This window comes from Stenotrophomonas sp. 71799_Sma (genome assembly GCF_056482505.1).
Map to the genome: position 1 here is coordinate 3,998,640 of NZ_CM151202.1, position 22,198 is coordinate 4,020,837.

Genomic DNA, 22,198 nt, shown 5'->3' on the forward strand with positions numbered 1-22,198 from the left:
GATTCACCAGATCGATCCGCGGGAATCCGGATACCGCCTGCCGATGTCAGCTGTCTTTTCCATCACTCCTGCCGACAAGAACCGCCTGGCCGCCAGCGACCTGCCACCGCGGGTACGTGAGCTGCTGGGCGCGCTGATCGGCCTGTGCCGGCAGACGCTGGCCGCGCCCCTGATCCTGACTGTCGAAGCGCTGGAGCAGACCCTGCTGCACGACGCCGATCGCGCACGCAATCCGCAGCAGCAGGCCGAACTGATGGCCCAGCGTGGACAGCTGCACGCCTTCGCTGGCCACTTCGCCGACCGCATGCTCGATGCCGTTGCCGACGCCCTCGCACGGTTGCGCGAACCGGCCAACGGTGTCAGCACCAGTGCTACGCCGCCAGCGCTGCCGGGCATGCTCGGGCTGTCGCTGGTTGATGAGCACGAAGTGGATCGCGACCTGCTGCTGACCGAGATGGTGCGGCGCGAAACCCTGCGTTCAACCAACACACTGAACCTGCTCGGCCAACGCCTGGGGGTACTGGCGGCGGCGCCGGCCTTCGAGGCCGACACCCTGCCGCTGGCGCCGCAGGCACTGTGCGCGATGGTGCGCCGGATTGCCGAACAGGACGCGCTGAGCGTCGAGGTACAGCTGGCGCTGTATCGCAGTTTCGAACGGCAGGTGCTGGAACGGCTGGGCGATATCCTTGACCGTGCCAATGCCCTGTTGGCCCAGTCCGGCGTACTGCCGGGGCTGGTCTACACCCCCTACCTGGCACGCTCGTCGAGCACGCGGCGGATCATCACCCAGTCGGTGGGTGGCGGCCGCACCACGCAGCCGGCCAAGCGCAGCGCGGCCCCACTGACCGGCTGGAACGGTTCGGCACCGGCCGGCTCCTGGTCCAGCCTGGTACAGGACGCCTTCCACGAGGGTGGTGCAGCCGGCCCCGCCACGCCGGGCGTGACCACATCCACCGGCAGTGCTTTGCATGAGCTGCTGCAGCAGGCCCGGCACGCCAGCCCTGCCCCGGCGGACAGCGGCGCAGTGCCCAGTGCGGCAGTCGACGCGGTACTCGCGCGTCTGCAGGCTCAGTCCAGCGCGGCAACCGGCGTGGCCGACCTGCAGGCCGCCGTGGTCGCGCAGCTGCGCAGCGAGCATGGTGCGCAGGCCCAGCTGGGCAGTCACGATCGGGACAACCTGGACCTGCTGCGCATGCTGATGCAGCAGGTGCAACAGCAGCAGCGTCCCGATCCGGTGCCGGCCGCCCTGCTGGCCCGCCTGCAGGTGCCCCTGGCACGTGCGGCAATGGCCGATCCGGGCTTCTTCGTACGTGACGAGCACCCGGCGCGCGAGCTGCTCAACCAGATTGCCGAAGTCGGCGCCAACTGGCTGGGCGACGATGACGTCGACCCACAGCTGCTGCAGCGCATGGCGCAGAGCGTGCAGGGCCTGCTGGGGCAGGATGCGCGCGCACCGGAGGCCTTTGCCGCCGCCAACGAAGACGTGCAGCAGCACCAGCGCGCGGCGGCCCATCGTGCCGAACTGGCCGAGCGCCGCCACGTGGAAGCCGCGCGCGGCAAGGAACGATTGGAACTGGCCCGTCGCCAGGCCACCGCACAGATCGACCAGTGCTGCGACACGCAGTCGCCACCGCGCTTCGTGCAGACCCTGTTGCGCCAGGCCTGGGCCGATGCACTGACCCTCACCCGCCTGCGCCATGGCGATGATTCGCCACAGTGGCAGGAACGCCTGCAACAGACCGAGCGCATCGCTGCCATCACCGCACAGGCCATCGACGCCCCCGGCGGCACCGATACCGCGTTGGCAGCGGACGTGGAGGCCGCACTGCTGCAGGTCGGCTACCACGCCGAGGAAGCCGCCGCCGTCGCGCGCAGGCTGGCCACGCCCGGCGGCGAGGATGAAAGCACCTCGCGTACCGAACTCAGTGCCCGCCTGAAGGCACGTGCGCGCCTGGGCGAACACGCCGGCGCGCCCACCGGCACGGCGCCTGCAACGCCCCGCAGCAGTGCCGAAGAAGCCGCCTACCAGCAACTGTCCACGCTGCCGTTCGGCAGCTGGTTCGACATCGATACCGGTGATGGCACGCTGCGCCGCCAGCGCCTGTCCTGGTACAGCCTGCTGACCGGCCACGCCCTGTTCGTCAATCCACGCGGGCAGAAGATCACCGATACCGACCTGGATACGCTGGCACGGCAGATCAGTGCCGGGCGCGCGCAACTGGTCACCGAAGACAAGGGCCGGCTGGTCGACCGTGCCTGGGAAGCCAGCCTTGGTGCGCTGCGCGCACTGGCCACGGGCCGCGCACAGGAGACCCCCGCATGAAAGCCGTACCGCCGCAGGACACCCGCCGCGCGCCGCGCCGCCAGGTCTCGGACCTGGTGCCGGTCACCGACCAGATGCGCGAGTGCGTGGTCGGGCGCCTCGGCAATGTCTCCGAAACCGGCATGCTGATGCTGGCCAGCGTGCCGCTGCGCGAGGATGCGCTGTACCAGCTGCGCTTCCCGTTGCCGCTGGGTGATGGCCGCCAGCAGGCCATCGACGTGGGCGTGCACCTGCTGTGGAGCGAGCCCGCACACGTTCCCGGCCAGAGCTGGACCGGCTTCCGCTTCCTGACCCTGTCACGCGAACATCGGCAGCTGCTGCGCCAGTGGGTGGGCGAGGACAGCGACGAGGGACCGGTTTCGACGGTCTGAGTGCCGGTTCCGGCACAGCGGTTTTTCGCGGTATGCGGCAGAATCTAGGGCCGTTTTCCGTGTCGAGCCACCGCAATGATCCAGCAAGACCCCGGCGCCCTGTATCCCGACCACCTGGCCGTGCTGTGCCGACGCGCCGAACAGGCGCTGGCCCGCGGCGGCTTCGATCACCTGGTGGTGCCCAGCGGCACCCTGCACTACCAGGTGTTCGACGACCGCGACTACCCGTATGCGGTGAATCCGCAGTTCAAGGCCTGGCTGCCGCTGACCCGCGTGCCCAACAGCTGGATCGTGTTCACCCCCGGCAAGCGTCCGGCGGTGATCTTCCACCAGCCGTTCGATTACTGGCACGTGGTACCGGACGCACCGAGTGGCTGGTGGGTGGAGCACTTCGACATCCACATCATCCGCAAGCCCGAAGAGGCGCTGGCCCTGCTGCCGGCCGACCCGTCGCGCTGCGCGATCCTCGGCGAGCCGCAGAGCACGCTGGGCAACTACGTGCCGAACAACCCGGCGCCGGTGGTGAACTACCTGGAATGGCACCGCGGCAGCAAGACGCCGTATGAAATCGCGCTGATGCGCCAGGCGCAGGTGCTGGGCGTGCGCGGCCACCGTGCCGCCGAAGCCGCGTTCCGCAACGGCGCCGACGAGTTCAGCATCCATATGGCGTACTGCCAGGCCGTCGGCCAGGACGCCAACGAGCTGCCCTACGGCAACATCGTGGCGTTGAACGAACATGCCGCCGTGCTGCATTACACCGAGCTGGGCCGCAAGGCGCCGCAGCCGCTGCGCAGCTTCCTGATCGATGCTGGTGCCAGCGCGCACGGCTACGCCAGCGACATCACCCGCACCTACGCCGCGCAGGGCCACGACGAGTTCGCCGCGATGATCGCCGCCGTCGACGGTGCCCAGCAGCAGATGTGCGCAGCGGTGCGCCCGGGCTTCGACTACAAGCAGCTGCACGTGGACGCACATCTTTCGCTGATGGGCGTGCTGAAGGACTTCGGCGTGATCAAGGTCTCGCCGCAGACCGCAGTGGAAACCGGCGTCAGCGCCGTGTTCTTCCCGCATGGCATCGGTCACCTGATCGGCCTGCAGGTGCACGACGTGGCCGGTTTCGCGGCCAGCGACGAGGGTGGCCGCATCGAGCGCCCGGCGGGCCACCCGTACCTGCGTCTGACCCGCGTGCTGGAACCGGGCATGGTGGTGACCATCGAACCGGGCCTGTACTTCATCGACATGCTGTTGAATGAAGTGAAGGATGCCGGCCATGGCGATGCGATCAACTGGGAGCGCGTGGATTTCTTCCGTCCGTATGGCGGCATCCGCATCGAAGACGAAGTGCTTTGCACTGAGGGCGAGGCGGACAACCTGACGCGGCCGGAGTTTGCGGCGGCGAACGGCTGAGCCCCTTGTGGTTGGTCGCAGAAGTCAAAAGCCGCGCTTGGCGGGGCGGGGTGGGTTCGCGGGGGACGCCGTGAACCCACCCCGCCCCGCCTCTGACAGTTTCCTGCCGCGTTCAACCACGGAAAAGAAAAAAGAAAAGCAGAAGCGGGTCGCTCGCTGCGCTCGCTCTGTGTCGACCAAGGTCGACACCTACCAACAGCCGCGCGTTCCAACGGCCGCAGTGGCCAGTAGATCCACGCCATGCGTGGAGGATTCATTCGATATCTGACAGATGTGCCGACCAACGGTCGGCACACACCAACAGCCGCCTGAACCTGTCAAAGGCGGGGCACTGTGGGTTTGCGGGGTGTGAGCCGCATGGATGCGGCGACCAAGCCTACAGGGACGTACTTGCGGCGTCCCCGCAAACCCACAGTGCCCCGCCCTCCCACGGAATGCCGCTTCGGCTTTTGACGTTGCCGTTGATTGCAGCAGGTGCAGGGCTGCAAGCCCTGCCGAAACCCCTTACCCCGCCATCACCGCTTCAATCTCGTCGGCGCTGCGCGCCAGGCCTTCGGTCAGCACGCGATGCCCGTCATCGGTGATCAGCACGTCATCCTCGGTACGGATGCCGATACCGCGCCAGCGCGGTTCCACCGTCGTATCGTCCACGCCGATATACAGCCCCGGCTCGATGGTGAACGCCATGCCCGGCTCCAGCAGCCGCGAATCGCCGGCCAGGCGATAGTCACCCACGTCGTGCACGTCCATGCCGATCCAGTGCCCGGTCTTGTGCCGGTAGAAACGCTGGTACAGGCCCTCGGACAGGTTCTTTTCCAGCGTGCCCTTCAGCAGGCCCAGCCGCAGCAGGCCTTCGGTCAGGGTCTGCACCGCCGCCAGGTGACCCATCTCGTAGGCCACGCCCGGCTTGGCCTGGGCCAGTGCCGCGGCCTGCGCGTCACCGACCAGGTCGTGCAGCGCGCGCTGCTCGGCGCTGAAGCGGCCGTTCACCGGGAACGTGCGGGTGATGTCGCTGGCATAGCCGCGGTATTCGGCACCGGCGTCGATCAGCACCAGCTCACCATCGCGCGAACGTGCGTTGTTGTCGCGGTAATGCAGGATGCAGCCGTTGCGACCTGCACCGACGATGCTGCAATAGGCCGGCACCGCGTCGTTGGCGCGGAACACGCGTTCCAGCTCCGCCTGCAGTTCGTACTCGTGGATGCCGGCCTTCGCCGCCTTCATCGCTGCCAGATGTGCACGTACACTGATCTGCGCGGCGTGGTGCATCAGCGCCACTTCGGCGCCGGACTTGAACAGGCGCTGCTCATGCAGCAGGTGGCCCAGCTCCAGGAACTCATGCGGCGGCTGCGCGCCGTGGCGCACCTGCGAACGCACGCGGTTGACCCAGCCGATCAGCTTCAGGTCGAAATCGGCGTCGCGACCGAAGTGGTAATAGACGCGCGAACGCCCTTCCAGCAGGCCCGGCAGGATGTCGTCCAGATCGTCGATCGGGTACGCATCGTCCATGCCGTACTGCGCCACCGCACCTTCCTGGCCGGCGCGGCTGCCGTCCCAGGCCTCGCGCTCGGCATCGCGCTCGCGGCAGAACAGGATGGCCTCGCCGTGGCGGCGGCCCGGGATCAACACCAGCACCGCTTCCGGCTCCGGGAAGCCGCTCAGGTACTGGAAGTCCGAATCCTGCCGGAACGGGTAATGGGTATCGAGGCTGCGCACCTTCTCGGCGGCGGCGGGAAGCACCAGGATCGCATCCTCGCCGGCCATGTCCATCAGCTGGCGGCGCCGACGCTTGTATTCGCCGGCCGCGATGCCGGTGCGCTGCTTGATGTCCATCAGTTCAGGCGCTGCCGATGGCGCGAGGCCAGCACCACGTCACCGTGCAGCAGCAACACCGCCACGCGGATGAATTCCTCGATCTCGGACAGGGCTTCGTCATCGTCATCGCCGCCGGCCTCGAAATCCTCGCTGGAGGCACGCGCCAGGCTGGCCATGTCGGTCAGCGCTTCTTCGCCCTCTTCGGACAGGGTCGGGCGGCGGCCGCCGCTGCCCAGGCCGAAGCCACCCAGGAAGGAACGGGTCCAGCTGAACATGGCATCAGCCTGCGCGGACACGTCGTCGCCATCGGTCAGCAGCAGTTCGAAGGCGAAATCGCGGTCTTCCAGTTGCTTGATGGTGACCTGCAGCAGCTGCCCCAGCACGCTGTCGGCGGCCACCGGCGGCAGGTTGTCGTCGGCCAGCACACGCGCCGGCCAATCATTGCCGGGGGCACCACCGGCGGCCAGCCAGCCGCACAGTGCGCCGTGCAGCTCGGCAGCGGTGGCGCCCAGGCCCAATTCCTGGCTGGCGCGGGTAACGTCGTCGACGGAGGGAAGTTCGGTCATCGTGCGGCTCGTTCGGAAAGGAAACCCGGGGCGCGCACGCGCGCGCCCGTGAGACCCCGTAGTGTAGCAACCCGACGGCATCCTCTCTGCGACCGTCAGGCCTTGCTGCGACAACGCTTGACCGCCCTTACCCGGCTTGCCTATCGTGCCCGTATGGAACCCGCCGATCCCCTTGCCCAACTGCTGCAGGACTTCGCTGCCCGCGTGGAAGCGTTGCTTGAACGCAACCAGCGCCTGGCCGAGGAGAACCGCAGCCTGCGCCACCAGCAGGAACAGCTGGTGGCCGAGCGTTCCACGCTGCTGGCCAAGAACGAGCAGGCACGCTCGCGGGTGGAAGCAATGATCAGCCGGCTCAAATCCCTGGAGCAGCACACATGAGCGCCGAACCGGTCAGTGTCCGCATCCTCGATCGTGAATACACCGTGGGTGTCGGCGGCGATGAACGCGATAGCCTGATGGCCGCCGCCCGCCTGCTCGATGCGCGCATGCGCGAAATCCGCGGCAGCAACCGCATGGCCGCGGTCGACCGCGTCGCCGTGCTGGCGGCGTTGAACCTGGCCCATGAACTGCAACTGCTGCGCGACGAGAACGCCCGCCAGGCAGTCGCCCTGCAGCAGACGCTGGCCGACCTGAACCGGCGCCTGGACCGCGCGATCGACGGCACCCCGTAGAAGAGGGGACGGAGGGAATCAAGGCGCATTCGCCCCTTCCGTGCCGGAAACGTCTTAATCCCCTCCGTCCCCTTTTCTCATATCTGAATTGGCACGGACTGTTGCCGACGAACGGCCTATCCAGATCCTGCGTGCTGGCTATAATGGCCACGCGTTCTCTGCGGTACTCGACGGCATGTGCAAACATTCGCCTTGTCCCTTAAGAACGACACCGGGAGCGCGACAGCGCCGGGAGTGCAGGTCCGCCTTGTAGCGGGAAGCCCGATGGTTCTCCAGCGTTCCCACTTGAGCCCCCGGGTTCAAGGTCGTTTCGCATGCATCGACATTGCGGAGAATGCAATATTCCAGCAAGGGCGGCGTCTTCGGGCGTCGCCCTTGTTCTTTCCGGCACAATGACGGCTGATCCTTGCCGCACGCTGCCATGACCGACCCGCGCCAGGCCCTGCGCCACGACCTGCGGCAACGCCGCCGCGACCTTTCCGCCGCTGAGCGCATCGCCGCCGCCGAATCGCTTGCCGATGCCCTGCTGGCCCTGCCGTTCGCCCCGCGCGAAGGCGCCGTGGCCGGCTACTGGGCGCTGGATGGCGAAATTGCCCTGCACCGCTGGCAGTTGCAGCTACCCGACACACTGACCTACTGCCTGCCGGTACTGGCGGGTGACGTGCTGCGCTTCGCACCGTGGCGCCCCGGGCAGCCGCTGACCAGCAACCGCTATGGCATTCCCGAGCCGGACGTGGCGGTGGAAGACACCCTGGAACCGGCGCAGATGGCGCTGGTAGTGACCCCGCTGGTGGGTTTCGACACACAGTGCCGGCGGCTGGGCATGGGGGGCGGCTGGTATGATCGCAGCTTCGCCTTCCGCCACGACCGGCCGGCGCCGCCCTGGCTGGTCGGCGCTGCATTCGCGGTGCAGCAGGTCGAGTCCTTGCCGGTGGCGTCGTGGGACGTGCTGGTGGATGCGATCTGCACCGAAGACGGCACCCTGTTCCCCTCCGCTGCCCCGTGAACGCATGACCGCCCGCAAGCGCTACTGGCTGATGAAGTCCGAACCGGACGCCTTCTCCATCGATGACCTGGCCAAAGTCAAGGTCGAACCCTGGAACGGGGTGCGCAACTACCAGGCGCGCAATTTCATGCGCGATGGCATGCAGGTGGGCGACGGCATCCTGTTCTACCACTCCAATACCAAGGTGCCCGGCATCGTCGGCCTGGCCACGGTCGCCAGCCCGGCCTATCCGGACGACACCCAGTTCGACCCGAAATCCGACTACCACGACCCCAAGAGCACGCGCGAGAACCCGCGCTGGATGCTGGTGGACGTGGCCTTCGACCGCAAGCTCAAGCAGGTGATCGCGCTGGACGAGATCAAGCTGCACGCCGAAGAACTCGGCGAGGGCTTCCCGCTGGTTGCCAAGGGCAACCGCCTGTCGGTGTTCCCGGTGACCGCCGCGCAGTGGAAGCTGCTGCTGTCGCTGGAAAAGAAATCCTGATTCCCTGCCTGAGAGTTCTCCCATGTCCGAAGCCAAGCGCCTGGCCGCCGAGAAAGCCATCGAGTACGTTGAAGACGGCATGATCGTCGGTGTCGGCACCGGTTCCACCGTGGCCTATTTCATCGATGCCCTGGCCCGCATCCAGCACCGCATCAAGGGTGCCGTGTCCAGCTCCGAACAGAGCACCGCGCGCCTGAAGCAGCACGGCATCGAGGTGATCGAGCTGAACCACAGCGGCAACCTGTCGCTGTACGTGGACGGCGCCGATGAGTGCGATGCCAACAAGTGCCTGATCAAGGGTGGCGGCGCTGCGCTGACCCGCGAGAAGATCATCGCCGAGGCCAGCGAGCGCTTCATCTGCATCGTCGACCCGAGCAAGCAGGTGCCGGTGCTGGGCAAGTTCCCGCTGCCGGTGGAAGTGATCCCGATGGCGCGCAGCCTGGTCGCCCGCCAGATCCGCGACATGACCGGCGGCCAGCCGACCTGGCGCGAAGGCGTGGTCACCGACAACGGCAACCAGATCCTGGACATCCACAACCTGCAGATCACCGATCCGGAAAAGCTGGAGCGCGAGCTCAACCAGCTGCCCGGCGTGGTCTGCGTCGGCCTGTTCGCGCGCCGTCGCGCCGATGTGGTGATCGTCGGTGGTGAGCCGCCGGTCGTGCTCTGACCCTTTCGAAGGATCCTGACGATGTCGCTGTTGCGTTCGCTGCTGATGCTTCCGCTGCTGGCCCTGGCCGGCTGTGCCACCGATGCGGCCCGCCACTGGGTCGAGCTGGATGGTGCGCGCTACCAGGTGGAGCTGGCCACCAACGATGAAACCCGCGCGCGCGGGCTGATGTTCCGCGACCAGATGGCCGCTGACCACGGCATGTTGTTCATCCACGACCGCGAAGAAATGCAGGCGTACTGGATGAAGAACACCAAGCTTGCGCTGGACATCCTGTACTTCGACAGCCAGCGCAAGCTGGTCAGCCAGCAGCGCGACGTGCCGCCGTGCTCGGCCGGCGACATGTGCCCGCCCTACCCCAGCGGTGGCCCGGCGCGCTATGTACTGGAGCTCAACGCCGGCCAGGCCGAGAAGCTCAAGCTGAAGGACGGCACCGAGCTGACCTTCGGCCCGGGCATCGAGTAACAGGGTTCTGCCGGGCTGCGCCCGGCACCCGCCGAATCAACATCAAAGGCAAAAGCTGGGTTACCGAGGGATGGCGGGGCGGTGTGGACTTGCAGGACCGCAGGCGCCATCCATGGCGCCTGCGGTCCTGCAAGCCCACACCGCCCCACCTCTGACAGTTGGCCGGCGGCTGTTGGTAGGTGTCGACCTTGGTCGACACGACATTTCCAAGACGATGTTCTTTTCACGCGGCACCGCTTGAAACCGCCTGCGAATGACGCCAGTCTGTGGCCATGCAGGACCGGATCTCACTCCCCGACTGGGATGCACTGGCCGACCTCGAAGACGAGGCGCTGCCACTGTTGCCGACCGCGCTGCTGATCGCGCGCGATGAATACCCCGATCTGCAGCCGTCCACCTATGACGCGCTGATCCAGAGCCATGTCGACCACCTCCGTTCGGAAGTGGACAGCATCGACAACAGCCCGCTGAAGATGGCGGCGATCAACCGCCACCTGTTCGACGAGCTGGGCTACAGCGGCGACCACGACGAGTACTACGACCCGCGCAACAGCTACCTCAACCAGGTATTCGAGCGCCGCCTGGGCAACCCAATCTCGCTGGCGCTGGTGCAGATGGAAGTCGCGCGCCGGCTGGGAATCCCGCTCGACGGCGTGTCCTTCCCCGGCCACTTCCTGGTGCGCCTGCCGGTGGACGACGGCGTGCTGGTGATGGACCCGTTCAATGGCGGCCGCCCGCTGGACGTGGACGAACTGCGCGAGCGGGCCAAGTCACACCTGGGCGGGCAGATGCCCGACGACCAGGTGCTGGCGCAGATCCTCGATCCGGCGCCGGCGCGCGCGATCCTGATGCGCATGCTGCGTAACCTGCACGGCGTGTATGCCGAAGCCGGCGAATGGGACCGCGCCGCACGCAGTGCCGACCGCCTGCTGAAGCTGGCCCCGGAGCAGGACGACGCGTTGCGTGATCGCGGCCTGGCCTACCTGCAGCTGGAGTATCTGGCCGGTGCCCGCCACGACCTGGGGCAGTATCTGAAGCGCAACCCGGAAGCCAGCGATGCGCAGTGGCTGCGCGAGAAGCTGATCGACCTCGGCGGGCCGGTACCGCGGCTGCATTGAGGGTGTCCGGTGTGCGGACCAACGGTCCGCACCCACAGGAGGGCCTGCAGGCCCCGCCATCAATCGACCTCGACCATCTCGAAATCGGCCTTGGTCACGCCGCAATCCGGGCAGGTCCAGGTCTCGGGAATGTCTTCCCAGCGCGTCCCCGGCGCGATGCCTTCTTCCGGCAAGCCTTCCGCTTCGCTGTAAAGAAAGCCGCAGACCACGCACATCCAGGTACGCAAGGTGGTGGGGGTGGCATCGCTCATCGGATAATCAAGGCTGGATTCACGGGCCGCCATTGTCCCATCGCGGCTCACTCACCGGTAGCCATCGATGACTTCTGCTTCCCCGGCGCCCCGCGGCGTCTACCTGATCACCCCGGACGAGCCCGATACCGCGCGCCTGCTGGCCCGCACCGCGCCGCTGCTGGCCGCCGGCGCCACCTGGCTGCAGTACCGCAACAAGACCGCCAGCGACGCGCTGCGGCGGGAGCAGGCCACCGCCCTGCAGGCGCTGTGCGCGGAACACGGCGTGCCGCTGATCGTCAACGACGACCCGGCGCTGGCCAAGGCGGTCGGCGCCGCCGGCGTGCATCTGGGCGGCACCGATGGCGATATCCCCAGCGCGCGTGCCCTGCTCGGCGCGGACGCCATCATCGGCGCGTCCTGCTACGACCAGCTGGCCAACGCCGAGCAGGCCGTGGCGGCCGGCGCCAGCTACGTGGCCTTCGGCGCGTTCTTCCCGACCACCACCAAGATCACCACCAGCCGCGCCCACACCGACCTGCTGCGGCAAAGCGCCGCACTGGGCGTGCCGCGGGTGGCGATCGGCGGCCTGACGCCGGACAATGTCGGTCCCATCATCGACGCCGGCGCCGATCTGGTCGCCGTGGTCAGCAGCGTGTTCGCCGCCGAAGACCCGGTTGCGATCCAGCGCGCCTACCTCGCCCAGTTCGCGTAATGCCCAGGAAATCCGCATGAACCACGACCAGTCCCACGCCCTGTTCTCCCGCGCCCAGCAGCTGCTGCCGGGCGGCGTCAATTCGCCGGTGCGCGCGTTCAAATCGGTCGGCGGCGAACCGTTCTTCGTCGAGCGCGCCGATGGCGCCTACCTGTACGACGTCGATGGAAACCGCTACATCGATTATGTCGGTTCCTGGGGCCCGATGATCGTCGGCCACAACCACACGGCGGTGCGCCAGGCGGTGAAGAAGGCGATCGACAATGGCCTGTCCTTCGGCGCGCCCTGCGCGGCCGAAGTGACCATGGCCGAGACCATCACCCGACTGGTGCCGTCGTGCGAGATGGTACGCATGGTCAACTCCGGCACCGAAGCCACGCTGTCGGCGATCCGGCTGGCGCGCGGCGCCACCGGCCGCAACCGCATCGTCAAGTTCGAAGGCTGCTACCACGGCCATGGCGACTCGTTCCTGGTCAAGGCCGGCAGCGGCATGCTGACCCTGGGCGTGCCGACCTCGCCGGGCGTGCCGGCAGGCCTGAGCGAACTGACCCTGACCCTGCCCTACAACGACTTCGAAGCGGCCACCGCGCTGTTCGAGCAGCAGGGCGACGATATCGCCGGCCTGATCATCGAGCCGGTGGTCGGCAACGCCAACTGCATCCCGCCGCGCGAGGGCTACCTGCAGCACCTGCGCGAACTGTGCACGAAGCACGGCGCGCTGCTGATCTTCGACGAGGTGATGACCGGCTTCCGCGTCGCCCTCGGCGGAGCGCAGGCGCACTACGGCATCACCCCGGACCTGACCACCTTCGGCAAGATCATCGGCGGCGGCATGCCGGTGGGCGCCTACGGCGGTCGTCGCGAGCTGATGCAGAAGATCGCCCCGGCCGGCCCGATCTACCAGGCCGGCACGCTGAGCGGCAATCCGGTGGCGATGGCCGCCGGCCTGGCGATGCTGGAACTGATCCAGCAGCCGGGTTTCCACGCCGACCTGGCCGAGCGCACCGCGCGCCTGTGTGCCGGCCTGGAAGCGGCCGCTGCCGACGCCGGCGTGGCGGTGACCACCACCCACGTGGGCGCCATGTTCGGCCTGTTCTTCACCAGCGAGAAGGTGGAGACCTATGCGCAGGCCACCGCCTGTGACATCCCGGCGTTCAACCGCTTCTTCCACGCGATGCTGGACCAGGGCGTGTTCCTGGCACCGTCGGCGTACGAGGCCGGCTTCCTGTCCAGCGCGCACGACGATGCGGTGATCGAGGCCACCCTCGCCGCTGCATGCGTGGCGTTCAAGGCCGCCAAGGACTGAGCCCGCTCTGCACGAAAAAGGGGACGGAGGGGATTAAGTCGTTTGTGCACAAACGACTTAATCCCCTCCGTCCCCTTTTTCATCCACGCATGGCGTGGATCTACTGGTAGAGCCACGCCATGCGTGGCTGCTCAACCGAAGACGAACTTGCCCTTCATCATCGCGAAGTGGCCGGGGAACGAGCAGAAGAAGGTGTAGTCACCGCCCTTCTGCAGGCCCTGGGTAGAGAAGCGCACGCGCGCGGTTTCACCACCGCCGATCACCTTGGTGTGCGCCAGCACGCGCTTGTCGGCCTTCGGCAGGTAGCTGTCGGCCAGGGTCATACGCATGCCAGCCATCGCCACCGGCTGGTAATCCGCGCTGCGGGTCAGCACCCAGTTGTGGCCCATCGCGGTAGCGGCCAGCTTGCCGGTGTGGCGCAGGGTCAGATCCACGGCGGTGCAATCAGCGGCCACCTTGATCTCGCGGCTGCTGAAGCTCATCTGGTCGGTGCTGTCGATGCTCACCGCACACACCCGCGCCATCGCTGACGGCGCCAGCATCAGCGCGCCCAGTCCCACTGCCACCATCCAAGCCTTCATCGTTGCATCTCCTGCGGATTCAAGCGCCATTCTAGGCAGGCCCCTGCGGCCGCGTCTGCGACCGTCTGTCGCATGGCTGCTCCAGGGTTTCCCGCGTGTTCACTGCAATGGCATGCTCGACCAATGCGGATCGACCTGTTGCTGCTGGATGTGGATGGCGTGCTGGTGCAGTACCAGCGCGCGCAGCGCGTGCTGTACCTTGCGCAGGCGCTGGATGTCGTGCCGGAAACCGTGCAGGCCGCGCTGTACGACAGCGGGCTGGAAGCGGCACATGACAATGGCACGCTGGATGGCCCGGCCTATCTGGCGCAGCTGGGAGAGCTTCTAGGCACGACGGTCGATGTGACTGCTTGGACCGCGGCGCGGCGGGCCGCCAGCCATCCGCAGGCTGCCGTGTTGCAGCGGCTGCAGGCCCTGCAGTTGCCGATGGCAGTGCTGACCAACAACGGCGCGCTGATGCAACAGGCCTTGCCCACCCTGCTGCCGGAACTGTTCCCTGCCCTGCAGGACCGCGTGTTCTGCAGCGCCGATTTCGGCCTGCGCAAACCGGCGCCGGAAGTCTTCCTGCGCACGCTTGAGGTACTCGGCGTGGCACCTGCGCGCACGCTGTTCGTCGATGACCTGTTCGCCAACGTGCGCGGCGCACGCGCCGCCGGCCTGCACGCGGAAACCGTGCGCGATGGCCGGGGATTGGGCAAGGTGTTGAAGCGTTACGCGGTGAACTGATCGGGGTCAGAGCCCTCTCCGCAGGAGAGGGGTCCGACCTCAGCAGATTCAGCGCGCGGCGATGAACGCGGCAATCGCCGCGCGCAGGCGCTTGAGGCCTTCGGCCACTTCTTCGTCGGTGATGTTCAGCGACGGCACGAAGCGCAGCACGTCCGGGCCGGCCTGCAGGGTCAGCAGGCCCTGCTCGGCGGCGTGGTCGAGGATCGCACCGGCCTGGCCGGCGAAGTCCTTGCTCAGCACCGCGCCCAGCATCAGGCCACGGCCACGCACGTCGCTGAACACACCGAACTCGTCGTTGATGCGGGCGAAGCCATCGCGCAGCGCCTTCGACTGACGGCTGACGTTGGCGGCGATCTCCGCCGAGGCCAGCTTGCGCAGTGCCACGCGGGCCACCGCAGCAGCCAGCGGGTTGCCGCCGAAGGTAGTGCCGTGTGCGCCGAACTGCATGGTTTCGGCCACCTTCGGGCCGGCCAGCATCGCACCGATCGGGAAGCCACCACCCAGCGCTTTGGCCAGGGTGACCATGTCCGGTACCACATCGTCCTGCCAGTGCGCGAACAGCGTGCCGGTGCGGCCCATGCCGGCCTGGATTTCATCCAGCACCAGCAGTGCGTTGTGCTGGTCGCACAGCTCGCGCACGCGCTTGAGGAAGCCGGACTTGGCCGGCATCACGCCGCCCTCGCCCTGGATCGGCTCCAGCATCACTGCGGCCACGTCACCGGCGGCCATCGCCGTTTCCAGCTGCACCTCATCGTTGAAATCGATGTAGCGGAAGCCACCGGGCAGCGGCTCGTAACCTTCCTGGTACTTCGGCTGGGCAGTAGCCGTCACTGCGCCCATGGTGCGGCCGTGGAAGCTGCCACGGAAGGTGATGATGACGCGCTTGTCAGCCGGGCGGCCCTGGCTGGAGGCCCACTTGCGGACCATCTTGATCGCCACTTCGTTGGCTTCGGCGCCGGAGTTGCACAGGAACACGCGCTCGGCGAAGCGGCTGGCCTTCACCAGCTCCTCGGCCAGGTGCAGCGGCGGTGCACTGTAGAACACGTTGCTGGTGTGCCAGAGCTTGCCGGCCTGCTCGACCAGCGCGGCGACCAGGTCCGGGTCGTTGTGGCCCAGGCCACACACGGCGATGCCGGCGGCCAGGTCGATGAACTCACGGCCCTGGCTGTCCCACACGCGGGCGCCCTGGCCTCGTTCCAGTACCACCTGGCGGGGCTTGTAGACCGGCAGGTAATAGTGCGAAAGGGAGATCAGCGGATCGGTAGCGGCGGTCATGGCAGTCGGCAGGGTTCAGGAATCCCCATTCTCGCGCCGGAACCCCTGCGGCACAATGCGCCCATGCGACCGTTTTCCGCCCCCCAGCTGAACCCCGCCACCGAGACCGGCTGGCGCCGTCGGTGGTTCGACATCATCTACCGCCACGACTCGCGGCCCTCGCGCAATTTCGACCTGATCCTGGTGGTGGCGATCGTCGCCAGCATCCTGGTGGTGATGATCGACAGCGTGCAGCACCTGCATGCCGAATGGTCCACCGGCCTGTACATCCTGGAATGGGCCTTCACGATCATCTTCACCGCCGAGTACCTCCTGCGACTGGCGGTGGTCAAGCGCCCGCTGCGCTACGCGGTGAGCATCTGGGGCATCATCGACCTGCTGTCGATCCTGCCCGCCTACCTGTCGATGTTCATCCCCGGCGCGCAGAGCCTGCTGGTGGTGCGCGCGCTGCGCATCCTGCGCGTGTTCCGCATCCTCAAGCTGACCCGCTACATCGAGGAAAGCGGCGTATTGATGACGTCACTGTGGCGCAGCCGGCGCAAAGTGCTGGTGTTCCTGTTCACGGTGATCACCATCACCATCATCGCCGGTGCGCTGATGTACGTGATCGAGGGCCCCGAACACGGCTTCACCAACATCCCGGCCAGCATGTACTGGGCGGTGGTGACCATGGCCACGGTCGGTTTCGGCGACATCGTGCCGCAGACCGTGCTCGGCCGCTTCGTCACCTCGGTGCTGATCCTGATCGGCTACAGCATCATCGCCGTGCCCACCGGCATCTATACCGCCGAACTGGCCAGCACCATGCGTGAAGCCGAGCAGGCCGCGCGCCGCGATGCGCGCGGCTGCCCGGACTGTGGGCTGGAAGGCCATGAACCAAATGCACTGCACTGCCGCAAGTGCGGCGGCAAGCTGCCGGATGCGTTCAACCATTGAGGCACATGCCGGCCAGCGGCCGGCACTACCTCTCGGCGGTTACGCATGGATGCGTGTGCCGTTGCTCACCGCATGCGGTTGCTGGTGGTCACCAGATCATTGTATGCAGCGAGGATCGTTGACTGCGCTCCTTCCGGGTCGGTGGTGAGCCAACTGCCCGACGCCTTCCGCTCTGCCGCCAGTGCTTCGGCGGTGATCGGCTTGTGCTGCTCCAGGCGCTCGACGCCACGTCCCGCAGTACGCACCAGCTTGTCCGCCGAACGCTGCACGTGGCCCCACATCGGGTCGTCCTTGCCGACGCCGCCGTTCTGGATTTCCGTCACCAGTGCCTGATAGTCAGCCAGCTGCACGCGCAGCGCCGCAACATCCGGTGCGTCGTCCTGGAACGCCGTGGCCAGTAGCTTGCCGTCGCCCAGCAGGCGAAGGTGATAGTAGGCCAGCGAGCGCCCTTCGCTCTCCTCGATCTGCTTCAGCTGCGCGGCACGGCGATCGTTCTCGTTCTTTTCCAGCGCCACATCCATCGCTTCGCTGGCCTTGAAGAAATCAGCATAGGCCTGCATCAGCGGGGCATGCTGGCTGCGCATCCCTTCACCGCCATCACGACGATAATCCTCGCGGGTGAAGTATCCATCGGCGCGCTCGACCAGGGTGTTCAATGCCTGGAAGGCCTGCTGATAGTCACGCGCGGGGCCATCCATCGGCAAGGCCGGGGTCTTCGCCAGCGCGTCGGTCAGTGGCTGGCCGCAGTACTCGACGCGGTGCGACAGCACCTTGCCGGGCGAACGCGGTTGCGCTTCATTGCCGGTCGGGCCGGCTTCAGGGTCCTTCATCCAGCTGGTGTAGGTCTGGAAACCCTCGTGAATGGGTTGTTCAACGCCGTTGTAGCACTCGATGTAGGCGTTCACCTTCTCCAGGCTGGGGTCGGCCAGCGACAACCCTGCCGGTTTGTTGCAGCCGCTCAGGCCAGCCACAGCGCCGATCAGCAGCAGCGGCGCGATACGCAGACAGGAAGTCGTCATGGTCTCTCGCATGGGTGCTGGCGCGCCGGTCACTGGCGGTTGCTCTGGAAAACGAGCGTGTTGTATTCCTGCATGAGCTTGCTGGCAGAGCCACGCGGCGCCATCGACGGCGAATCAAGCATGCGTCGTTCGAAATCGGTGTAAGGCTTTTTCTCGCTGACGCGCTGCAGCCGCTCCTTGCCTTCGCGCCGGAAATTCTCGGCCCCACGCTCGAAGCCTTCCCAGTCCGACTTGCCCGGTTCCTGGTCGGCAACCTTGGCGTGCGCTTCATCGGAAATGCGGTTGAAGGCATCCAGGCGTTCGCGGGCCTTGGCCTGATCGAAATCATCCTCGCTCATCAGATCCATGATGGCCTTGGCTTCCAGCATCATCGCCAGACGGTAGTACTCGCGCGTGCGCCCCTCGGCCTGTTCCAGCGCCTTGAGCTGCTCGCGCTGGGCGGCGTCGTTCTGGCGCTCCAGCTCGGCATTGAACGTTTCGCTGGCAGCCACGAAATCCTTGAAGGCGGCCATCAAGGGCGCGTGCAGCTGCTTGCCCTTGGCGAACTGGTCGTCTTCGTAGTCCTGGCGATCGTAGTAGTCATGCGCGTCCTTGCTGACCGGCACCAGTGCCTTCAGCGCCTGCTGGTAGTGACCTGCAGCCGCATCGAGTTCGGCCAGCGCCGGCTTGGCAGCAATCGCCTCGGTCACCGGAGCGTCGCACTGCTTCATGTCGTAGTCGCTGATCTCGAACGGGCCATACACGTGCGTCTCGCGTCCGGTCGGGCCAGCGTCGACATCCTTGATCCAGCGCGTGTAGGACTGGATGCTGCCGTGGGTTTTCGAATCCAGCGCGTTGAAGCAGCCGATGTAGGCGTTGAGCTTGGCGGTCAACTGCTGCTGTGTATCGGACGGGGCCGTGCTGGCGTCCGGCGTGCCGGAGGCAGCGGCGCCGCCCGCAGCTGCGGGTGCCTTGCCACCGCAGGCGGTCAGGATCAACGACAGCGAAGCGGCCAACGCCGCGACGGAAAGAGTGCGTGACATGTGCTCACATCCTTGTTGAAATCGATTACAGCCACGCATTCTAGCGCAGCAGGCCGAGGGTCGCAGCCCTCGGCCTCTTCCAGCGACGCGCGGTCAATCCAGGAACAGATCCGGCAACAACGGCCGCGACGGATCCACCGCGTATCCGGAAAGATCGGTGATACCGGCCTGTGCCAGCACTTCATCGTCGATCAGGAACTGGCCGTGGAAGCCGGCCGCTTCACGCACCAGCACCGCATGTGCGGCATCGGCCATGATCTGCGGCGTGCGGCAGCCAGCCGCATCCACGCCCGGAATCATGTTGATCGCATCGGTGGCGATCACCGTGCGGGGCCACAGCGCATTCACCGCCACGCCCTGCGGACCGAATTCGGCGGCCAGGCCCAGGGTGACGAAGCTCATGCCCATCTTCGCCAGCGTGTAGCCGGTGTGCGGTGCCCACCACTTCGGCTCCAGGCTCGGCGGCGGCGCCAGGGTGAGGATGTGCGGGTTCGGCGCCTGCAGCAGGTACGGCAGGCAGGCCTGCGCACACAGGAAGCTGCCACGCGAATTGACCTGCTGCATCAGGTCGAAGCGCTTCATCGGCGTATCCAGCGTGCCGCGCAACCAGATCGCGCTGGCGTTGTTGATCAGGATGTCGATGCCACCGAAGGTATCGACCGTGGCCGCCACCGCCGCCTGCACCTGCTCTTCCTCGCGGATGTCGCACTTCAGGGCCAGGCCCTGGCCGCCAGCCGCCGTTACCGCTTCGGCCGCGGTATGGATGGTGCCCGGCAGCTTCGGGTTCGGCACCGACGACTTGGCCGCAATGGCCACATTGGCGCCGTCGCGCGCAGCGCGCAGTGCGATGGCCAGGCCGATGCCGCGCGAGGCACCGGTGATGAAAAGCGTTTTGCCCTGCAGACTGCCCACGTTCCACACTCCAGCGTATGCAATGAGCCGCTAGTATGCCGCGCCGACGCGGAGTTCACCCGCCCTTGACGATACTTGGGCCTCCAGACAACGCACGAGGTCCACGCCATGCGCCGTTCCCGCCTGTTGCTGCCTGCCCTGGGGCTTGTCCTGCTGACCGCCTGCCAGGGCCGTTCGCCGGAACCCGGAAAGGAGCCGCCCGCCGGTGACGCGCCCAGCGCGGAGAAGGCCGCCGCCGACGGCAGGATGCGCTGGAGCGAGGCGGTGGTCTGGGATGGCGATCTCAACGCCTGCCGCCAGGGTGAGAACGCCGCGACCCGCGATTGCCTGCGCGATGCGATGCGCGCGGGTGGCGCCAGCGCCGATGCCATCACCGCCGCCGAGCAGTTGTCCAGCGGCGGCGAGCTGGCCTATGTGACCGCCTGGCACGAGAACGAAGGACTGGGCATTGCCACGGTCGAGTACCCGTTCCGCGCCAACACCAATGAAGGCACCCGCCTGGTCGATGCCAGCGGCAAGCGCATCGATGTGGATGCCGTGCAGTTGGACGACACCCTGCGTGCCGACCCCGCTGTGCAGGAACTGCTGAAGGCCAACCCGCAGGCCACGCCGTTCGCGCCGGCACAGTCGGCCGGCGCTTCGCCATTGGACAACGGCGGCATCCGCCTGCTGTACCGCACGCCGCTGCGCGACTGCCACGCCTGCCCGGATGTGGGGCAGTTGCAGATCGCCTATGACTTCGATGCCAAGCGTAACTTCATCGGCCAGCAGGTGGTGCCGGCAACGCCGTAAAGCCACCGCCCTCTATAGAGCCGAGCATGGCTCGGCTCTACATTTCTATTCCTGGTACAGCACTGCCACGCCATCACCACGGGCAAGCCGCTTCACCTGGTCCAACGTATCCACCGCCATGACGGAGTACGTGACCTCCACACCCGAGTGCAGGCGTCCCTCGGCAGTGTCCTCATCACTCGCCACTGATATCAGCTTGCGAATTCCGGCGAATCGATAGAGGGAAGGCCTACCGTCTTCACCCACCAGGCGACCGGTCAGATCCTCATACCCGGAAGCAAGCGCTTCTGCATTCTCAAGAGCGTGTTCATCGTTGTCGGCACTGATCAGATACACGTTCTCATGCACCCGGAACGCCCCCTGTCCTGGACTCTCGTAGTAGAAAATGGCGTGTGCGCAATACCACATGCATCACCTCAATGATTCTTTTGCGGGTTGTCCCTGGTTTGGATGTCGCGAGCCTTCTGCTGCCAGCGGAATCCACATTTATGCGGCACTTGGCAATGAGCCGTTTAGCCGTTAAGCAGCCCACGGATCACAAACCACATCCACGCATGGCCTGGATCTACCGGTACAACTGCACCTTCTTTTTCAACAGATGCGGCACGATCAACCGATGCACCGGCGCAACCGGCAGCATGTACACGCGCCCGAACGCGTTGTGCGTATGCACCACGGTCGCCACTTCCAGCACGTCGCCCTGCCACTGCAGCGCCAGCTGCACGCGCAGGTGGCGGTCGTCGTCTTCCAGCACGATGGCATCGTCGTCCAGCGACTGCAGGGTGAAGATGCCCAGCCGCTGGCCGGGTTGAGGATCCGCAACAACCTGCACCGCCCGCAACGAGCCCAGGTGCTTCATGCCGAGCAGGCGCATGCCGTGGTTGCGCAGCGCCATCAGCCCATCGAACCAGCCGGGAATGGTCGCGGCCATATCGCGGTAGGCCTGCAGGGCCGAGCGCCCATCGCGACGAGTCGTCGCCTGGCAGGCGTGCACGAAGTCGGCACCGGGCAATTGCGCACGCAGCACACTGCAGGCAGTTGGCGGCCTGCTCACGACGGACGCACTGCTCACGGCTTCGGCCCCTGCCCTTCGTTGTCTTCCCAATGCAGGATGCGGCGGGTCACGAAGCGATAGACCGGCTTGCCGGTAGCGAACCACAGTTCGCGCACCCACGAGGTGCGCTTGAGCACGCGCTTCTCCACCGGGGTGAGCGACTCGCGGCAATACATGCGCTTGTGCTTGAGCAGGTGGCGCAGGTCCTCGCGGGCCAGCAGCCGCATCCAGCGCGAGCGCGGGTTGCCTATCACCGCCAGCTGGAAGTCGATCAGCGCTGGACGACCGTCTTCGGTGACCAGCCAGTTGGCTTCCTTGGCCAGATCGTTGTGGGCCACGCCATTGCGGTGCAGCTGCTGCAGCAGCCGACGCGCCGAGCGGAACCAGGCCAGGTCACCGCGTGGTGGACGCTGGTACATGGCATCGCCGGCCATGAAGCTGCGGTCGAGGTGACGGCCATCCCACGCCAGCAGCTGCGGCACATCGGCCATGCCGTGGATGTGGCGCAGCGCGCGTGCTTCGCGGCGGGCCAGCCACCAGGCCGGCAGCCGCAGCCACAGCGGCGTGGCGCCCAGATCACGGCGCACGAAGGGGCCATCGGGCCCTTTCACAAGAAGGATCTGGCCGAAGCTGTCGGCCTTCAAAGCGTGCGGTGGAGCGTCTGGCGTATGCGGCATGGGGCCATTCTAGGCGAAGGCGCCGGTTGCAAACGGTCACGAAGCGGCTGGGAACCA

General features: G+C 66.7%; 26 protein-coding genes and 1 other RNA gene. 16 read left to right on the plus strand and 11 right to left on the minus strand.

The window, feature by feature from the left end; genetic code table 11:
- Positions 1-43: 43 nt before the first annotated feature.
- The 3 genes from ACZK4Z_RS18505 (at position 44) to pepQ (ending at position 4,101) form a co-directional block, all read left to right on the plus strand.
- Positions 44-2,323 carry a DUF1631 family protein gene (locus tag ACZK4Z_RS18505; protein WP_125894953.1) on the plus strand — a complete coding sequence of 760 codons (2,280 nt, stop codon included), beginning with the start codon at positions 44-46 and terminating at the stop codon, positions 2,321-2,323.
- Positions 2,320-2,694, plus strand: a complete 375-nt coding sequence (locus tag ACZK4Z_RS18510) for a PilZ domain-containing protein (protein WP_180838787.1) — start codon at positions 2,320-2,322, stop codon at positions 2,692-2,694. The genes ACZK4Z_RS18505 and ACZK4Z_RS18510 overlap by 4 nt, the downstream gene beginning before the upstream one ends.
- 75 nt (positions 2,695-2,769) lie before the next feature.
- Positions 2,770-4,101, plus strand: coding sequence for a Xaa-Pro dipeptidase (pepQ, locus tag ACZK4Z_RS18515; RefSeq protein ID WP_125894955.1), 1,332 nt, complete (start codon positions 2,770-2,772; stop codon positions 4,099-4,101).
- A 504-nt stretch (positions 4,102-4,605) separates the two neighbouring features.
- Here the strand turns inward: pepQ and ACZK4Z_RS18520 are convergent.
- Together ACZK4Z_RS18520 and ACZK4Z_RS18525 are read right to left on the minus strand one after the other, a co-directional pair.
- The gene (locus ACZK4Z_RS18520) at positions 4,606-5,928 is read right to left on the minus strand and encodes an aminopeptidase P N-terminal domain-containing protein (RefSeq protein ID WP_100437673.1); all 1,323 of its coding nucleotides are present in this window, start codon (positions 5,926-5,928) and stop codon (positions 4,606-4,608) included.
- Between the two features lie 5 nt (positions 5,929-5,933).
- Positions 5,934-6,482 (minus strand): YecA/YgfB family protein, encoded by a 549-nt coding sequence (locus tag ACZK4Z_RS18525; RefSeq protein ID WP_032128368.1) that lies wholly within the window; start codon positions 6,480-6,482, stop codon positions 5,934-5,936.
- Positions 6,483-6,635: 153 nt separating this feature from the next.
- On the opposite strand from ACZK4Z_RS18525, the gene ACZK4Z_RS18530 reads away from it, so the two are divergent.
- The 8 genes from ACZK4Z_RS18530 to ACZK4Z_RS18565 all read left to right on the plus strand — a co-directional run bounded on the left by ACZK4Z_RS18530 (position 6,636) and on the right by ACZK4Z_RS18565 (position 10,896).
- Complete coding sequence (locus ACZK4Z_RS18530; protein WP_478450981.1) at positions 6,636-6,860, plus strand: TIGR02449 family protein; 225 nt, start codon at positions 6,636-6,638, stop codon at positions 6,858-6,860.
- Positions 6,857-7,153: a cell division protein ZapA gene (locus ACZK4Z_RS18535; RefSeq protein WP_005410899.1), complete on the plus strand. Its 297-nt coding sequence runs from the start codon at positions 6,857-6,859 to the stop codon at positions 7,151-7,153. The genes ACZK4Z_RS18530 and ACZK4Z_RS18535 overlap by 4 nt, the downstream gene beginning before the upstream one ends.
- Positions 7,154-7,305: 152 nt before the next feature.
- A non-coding RNA gene (gene ssrS, locus ACZK4Z_RS18540) (6S RNA) lies at positions 7,306-7,491 on the plus strand.
- Positions 7,492-7,574: 83 nt separating this feature from the next.
- Positions 7,575-8,159 (plus strand): 5-formyltetrahydrofolate cyclo-ligase, encoded by a 585-nt coding sequence (locus tag ACZK4Z_RS18545; RefSeq protein ID WP_478450982.1) that lies wholly within the window; start codon positions 7,575-7,577, stop codon positions 8,157-8,159.
- Positions 8,160-8,163: 4 nt separating this feature from the next.
- Positions 8,164-8,643, plus strand: a complete 480-nt coding sequence (locus tag ACZK4Z_RS18550) for an EVE domain-containing protein (protein WP_032128370.1) — start codon at positions 8,164-8,166, stop codon at positions 8,641-8,643.
- 22 nt (positions 8,644-8,665) lie between these two features.
- Positions 8,666-9,313 (plus strand): ribose-5-phosphate isomerase RpiA, encoded by a 648-nt coding sequence (gene rpiA, locus ACZK4Z_RS18555; RefSeq protein ID WP_006389802.1) that lies wholly within the window; start codon positions 8,666-8,668, stop codon positions 9,311-9,313.
- A 21-nt stretch (positions 9,314-9,334) separates the two neighbouring features.
- Entirely contained in the window at positions 9,335-9,778 is a 444-nt protein-coding gene (locus tag ACZK4Z_RS18560; RefSeq protein WP_125894959.1) for a DUF192 domain-containing protein, read from the plus strand.
- 272 nt (positions 9,779-10,050) lie between these two features.
- Positions 10,051-10,896 carry a SirB1 family protein gene (locus tag ACZK4Z_RS18565; protein ID WP_010484022.1) on the plus strand — a complete coding sequence of 282 codons (846 nt, stop codon included), beginning with the start codon at positions 10,051-10,053 and terminating at the stop codon, positions 10,894-10,896.
- Between the two features lie 59 nt (positions 10,897-10,955).
- Here ACZK4Z_RS18565 and ACZK4Z_RS18570 read toward each other — a convergent pair whose 3' ends face one another.
- Positions 10,956-11,180, minus strand: a complete 225-nt coding sequence (locus ACZK4Z_RS18570) for a rubredoxin (RefSeq protein WP_080291769.1) — start codon at positions 11,178-11,180, stop codon at positions 10,956-10,958.
- Between the two features lie 34 nt (positions 11,181-11,214).
- On the opposite strand from ACZK4Z_RS18570, the gene thiE reads away from it, so the two are divergent.
- Complete coding sequence (gene thiE / locus ACZK4Z_RS18575; protein ID WP_125894961.1) at positions 11,215-11,841, plus strand: thiamine phosphate synthase; 627 nt, start codon at positions 11,215-11,217, stop codon at positions 11,839-11,841.
- Between the two features lie 16 nt (positions 11,842-11,857).
- Entirely contained in the window at positions 11,858-13,147 is a 1,290-nt protein-coding gene (gene hemL / locus ACZK4Z_RS18580) for a glutamate-1-semialdehyde 2,1-aminomutase (RefSeq protein ID WP_125894963.1), read from the plus strand.
- A 131-nt stretch (positions 13,148-13,278) separates the two neighbouring features.
- On the opposite strand, the gene azu is transcribed toward hemL, so the two are convergent.
- On the minus strand, positions 13,279-13,728 hold the full coding sequence (azu, locus tag ACZK4Z_RS18585) for an azurin (protein WP_049460658.1): 450 nt from the start codon (positions 13,726-13,728) through the stop codon (positions 13,279-13,281).
- Positions 13,729-13,851: 123 nt separating this feature from the next.
- Between azu and ACZK4Z_RS18590 the strand changes: the two genes are divergently transcribed.
- Positions 13,852-14,454: an HAD-IA family hydrolase gene (locus ACZK4Z_RS18590; RefSeq protein ID WP_125894965.1), complete on the plus strand. Its 603-nt coding sequence runs from the start codon at positions 13,852-13,854 to the stop codon at positions 14,452-14,454.
- A 48-nt stretch (positions 14,455-14,502) separates the two neighbouring features.
- Here the strand turns inward: ACZK4Z_RS18590 and ACZK4Z_RS18595 are convergent, their stop codons facing one another.
- A complete protein-coding gene (locus ACZK4Z_RS18595) occupies positions 14,503-15,729 on the minus strand; it encodes an acetylornithine transaminase (protein WP_006467246.1) in 1,227 nt (408 codons plus the stop codon).
- Positions 15,730-15,792: 63 nt separating this feature from the next.
- On the opposite strand from ACZK4Z_RS18595, the gene ACZK4Z_RS18600 reads away from it, so the two are divergent.
- Positions 15,793-16,665, plus strand: coding sequence for an ion transporter (locus tag ACZK4Z_RS18600; protein WP_125894967.1), 873 nt, complete (start codon positions 15,793-15,795; stop codon positions 16,663-16,665).
- A 65-nt stretch (positions 16,666-16,730) separates the two neighbouring features.
- On the opposite strand, the gene ACZK4Z_RS18605 is transcribed toward ACZK4Z_RS18600, so the two are convergent.
- The 3 genes from ACZK4Z_RS18605 to ACZK4Z_RS18615 form a co-directional block, all read right to left on the minus strand.
- Positions 16,731-17,696, minus strand: a complete 966-nt coding sequence (locus ACZK4Z_RS18605) for a YiiG family protein (protein WP_121504500.1) — start codon at positions 17,694-17,696, stop codon at positions 16,731-16,733.
- 17 nt (positions 17,697-17,713) lie between these two features.
- Positions 17,714-18,706 carry a YiiG family protein gene (locus tag ACZK4Z_RS18610; protein ID WP_125894969.1) on the minus strand — a complete coding sequence of 331 codons (993 nt, stop codon included), beginning with the start codon at positions 18,704-18,706 and terminating at the stop codon, positions 17,714-17,716.
- Between the two features lie 93 nt (positions 18,707-18,799).
- Entirely contained in the window at positions 18,800-19,618 is an 819-nt protein-coding gene (locus ACZK4Z_RS18615) for an SDR family oxidoreductase (protein ID WP_071228178.1), read from the minus strand.
- Positions 19,619-19,726: 108 nt separating this feature from the next.
- On the opposite strand from ACZK4Z_RS18615, the gene ACZK4Z_RS18620 reads away from it, so the two are divergent.
- Positions 19,727-20,410, plus strand: a complete 684-nt coding sequence (locus ACZK4Z_RS18620; protein WP_125894971.1) for a hypothetical protein — start codon at positions 19,727-19,729, stop codon at positions 20,408-20,410.
- Between the two features lie 45 nt (positions 20,411-20,455).
- Here the strand turns inward: ACZK4Z_RS18620 and ACZK4Z_RS18625 are convergent, their stop codons facing one another.
- The 3 genes from ACZK4Z_RS18625 to ACZK4Z_RS18635 all read right to left on the minus strand — a co-directional run bounded on the left by ACZK4Z_RS18625 (position 20,456) and on the right by ACZK4Z_RS18635 (position 22,141).
- Positions 20,456-20,818 (minus strand): DUF4288 domain-containing protein, encoded by a 363-nt coding sequence (locus ACZK4Z_RS18625; protein WP_071228176.1) that lies wholly within the window; start codon positions 20,816-20,818, stop codon positions 20,456-20,458.
- A gap of 157 nt (positions 20,819-20,975) precedes the next feature.
- Positions 20,976-21,464: a DUF2867 domain-containing protein gene (locus ACZK4Z_RS18630; protein WP_428993073.1), complete on the minus strand. Its 489-nt coding sequence runs from the start codon at positions 21,462-21,464 to the stop codon at positions 20,976-20,978.
- Between the two features lie 14 nt (positions 21,465-21,478).
- Positions 21,479-22,141, minus strand: a complete 663-nt coding sequence (locus tag ACZK4Z_RS18635) for a serine/threonine-protein kinase (RefSeq protein ID WP_049400706.1) — start codon at positions 22,139-22,141, stop codon at positions 21,479-21,481.
- Between the last annotated feature and the right edge of the window lie 57 nt (positions 22,142-22,198).

What these genes read in the sequence shown, in the direction of transcription:
- pepQ (WP_125894955.1), top strand. Translation starts at nt 2,770, where the DNA reads ATGATCCAGCAAGACCCCGGCGCCCTGTATCCCGACCACCTGGCCGTG.
- ACZK4Z_RS18635 (WP_049400706.1), bottom strand. Translation starts at nt 22,141, where the DNA reads ATGCCGCATACGCCAGACGCTCCACCGCACGCTTTGAAGGCCGACAGC.
- rpiA (WP_006389802.1), top strand. Translation starts at nt 8,666, where the DNA reads ATGTCCGAAGCCAAGCGCCTGGCCGCCGAGAAAGCCATCGAGTACGTT.
- ACZK4Z_RS18595 (WP_006467246.1), bottom strand. Translation starts at nt 15,729, where the DNA reads ATGACCGCCGCTACCGATCCGCTGATCTCCCTTTCGCACTATTACCTG.
- ACZK4Z_RS18535 (WP_005410899.1), top strand. Translation starts at nt 6,857, where the DNA reads ATGAGCGCCGAACCGGTCAGTGTCCGCATCCTCGATCGTGAATACACC.
- hemL (WP_125894963.1), top strand. Translation starts at nt 11,858, where the DNA reads ATGAACCACGACCAGTCCCACGCCCTGTTCTCCCGCGCCCAGCAGCTG.
- ACZK4Z_RS18565 (WP_010484022.1), top strand. Translation starts at nt 10,051, where the DNA reads ATGCAGGACCGGATCTCACTCCCCGACTGGGATGCACTGGCCGACCTC.
- ACZK4Z_RS18525 (WP_032128368.1), bottom strand. Translation starts at nt 6,482, where the DNA reads ATGACCGAACTTCCCTCCGTCGACGACGTTACCCGCGCCAGCCAGGAA.
- ACZK4Z_RS18620 (WP_125894971.1), top strand. Translation starts at nt 19,727, where the DNA reads ATGCGCCGTTCCCGCCTGTTGCTGCCTGCCCTGGGGCTTGTCCTGCTG.
- ACZK4Z_RS18550 (WP_032128370.1), top strand. Translation starts at nt 8,164, where the DNA reads ATGACCGCCCGCAAGCGCTACTGGCTGATGAAGTCCGAACCGGACGCC.
- ACZK4Z_RS18625 (WP_071228176.1), bottom strand. Translation starts at nt 20,818, where the DNA reads ATGTGGTATTGCGCACACGCCATTTTCTACTACGAGAGTCCAGGACAG.
- azu (WP_049460658.1), bottom strand. Translation starts at nt 13,728, where the DNA reads ATGAAGGCTTGGATGGTGGCAGTGGGACTGGGCGCGCTGATGCTGGCG.
- ACZK4Z_RS18560 (WP_125894959.1), top strand. Translation starts at nt 9,335, where the DNA reads ATGTCGCTGTTGCGTTCGCTGCTGATGCTTCCGCTGCTGGCCCTGGCC.
- ACZK4Z_RS18590 (WP_125894965.1), top strand. Translation starts at nt 13,852, where the DNA reads ATGCGGATCGACCTGTTGCTGCTGGATGTGGATGGCGTGCTGGTGCAG.
- ACZK4Z_RS18610 (WP_125894969.1), bottom strand. Translation starts at nt 18,706, where the DNA reads ATGTCACGCACTCTTTCCGTCGCGGCGTTGGCCGCTTCGCTGTCGTTG.
- thiE (WP_125894961.1), top strand. Translation starts at nt 11,215, where the DNA reads ATGACTTCTGCTTCCCCGGCGCCCCGCGGCGTCTACCTGATCACCCCG.
- ACZK4Z_RS18505 (WP_125894953.1), top strand. Translation starts at nt 44, where the DNA reads ATGTCAGCTGTCTTTTCCATCACTCCTGCCGACAAGAACCGCCTGGCC.
- ACZK4Z_RS18545 (WP_478450982.1), top strand. Translation starts at nt 7,575, where the DNA reads ATGACCGACCCGCGCCAGGCCCTGCGCCACGACCTGCGGCAACGCCGC.
- ACZK4Z_RS18600 (WP_125894967.1), top strand. Translation starts at nt 15,793, where the DNA reads ATGCGACCGTTTTCCGCCCCCCAGCTGAACCCCGCCACCGAGACCGGC.
- ACZK4Z_RS18530 (WP_478450981.1), top strand. Translation starts at nt 6,636, where the DNA reads ATGGAACCCGCCGATCCCCTTGCCCAACTGCTGCAGGACTTCGCTGCC.
- ACZK4Z_RS18570 (WP_080291769.1), bottom strand. Translation starts at nt 11,180, where the DNA reads ATGGCGGCCCGTGAATCCAGCCTTGATTATCCGATGAGCGATGCCACC.
- ACZK4Z_RS18510 (WP_180838787.1), top strand. Translation starts at nt 2,320, where the DNA reads ATGAAAGCCGTACCGCCGCAGGACACCCGCCGCGCGCCGCGCCGCCAG.
- ACZK4Z_RS18605 (WP_121504500.1), bottom strand. Translation starts at nt 17,696, where the DNA reads ATGCGAGAGACCATGACGACTTCCTGTCTGCGTATCGCGCCGCTGCTG.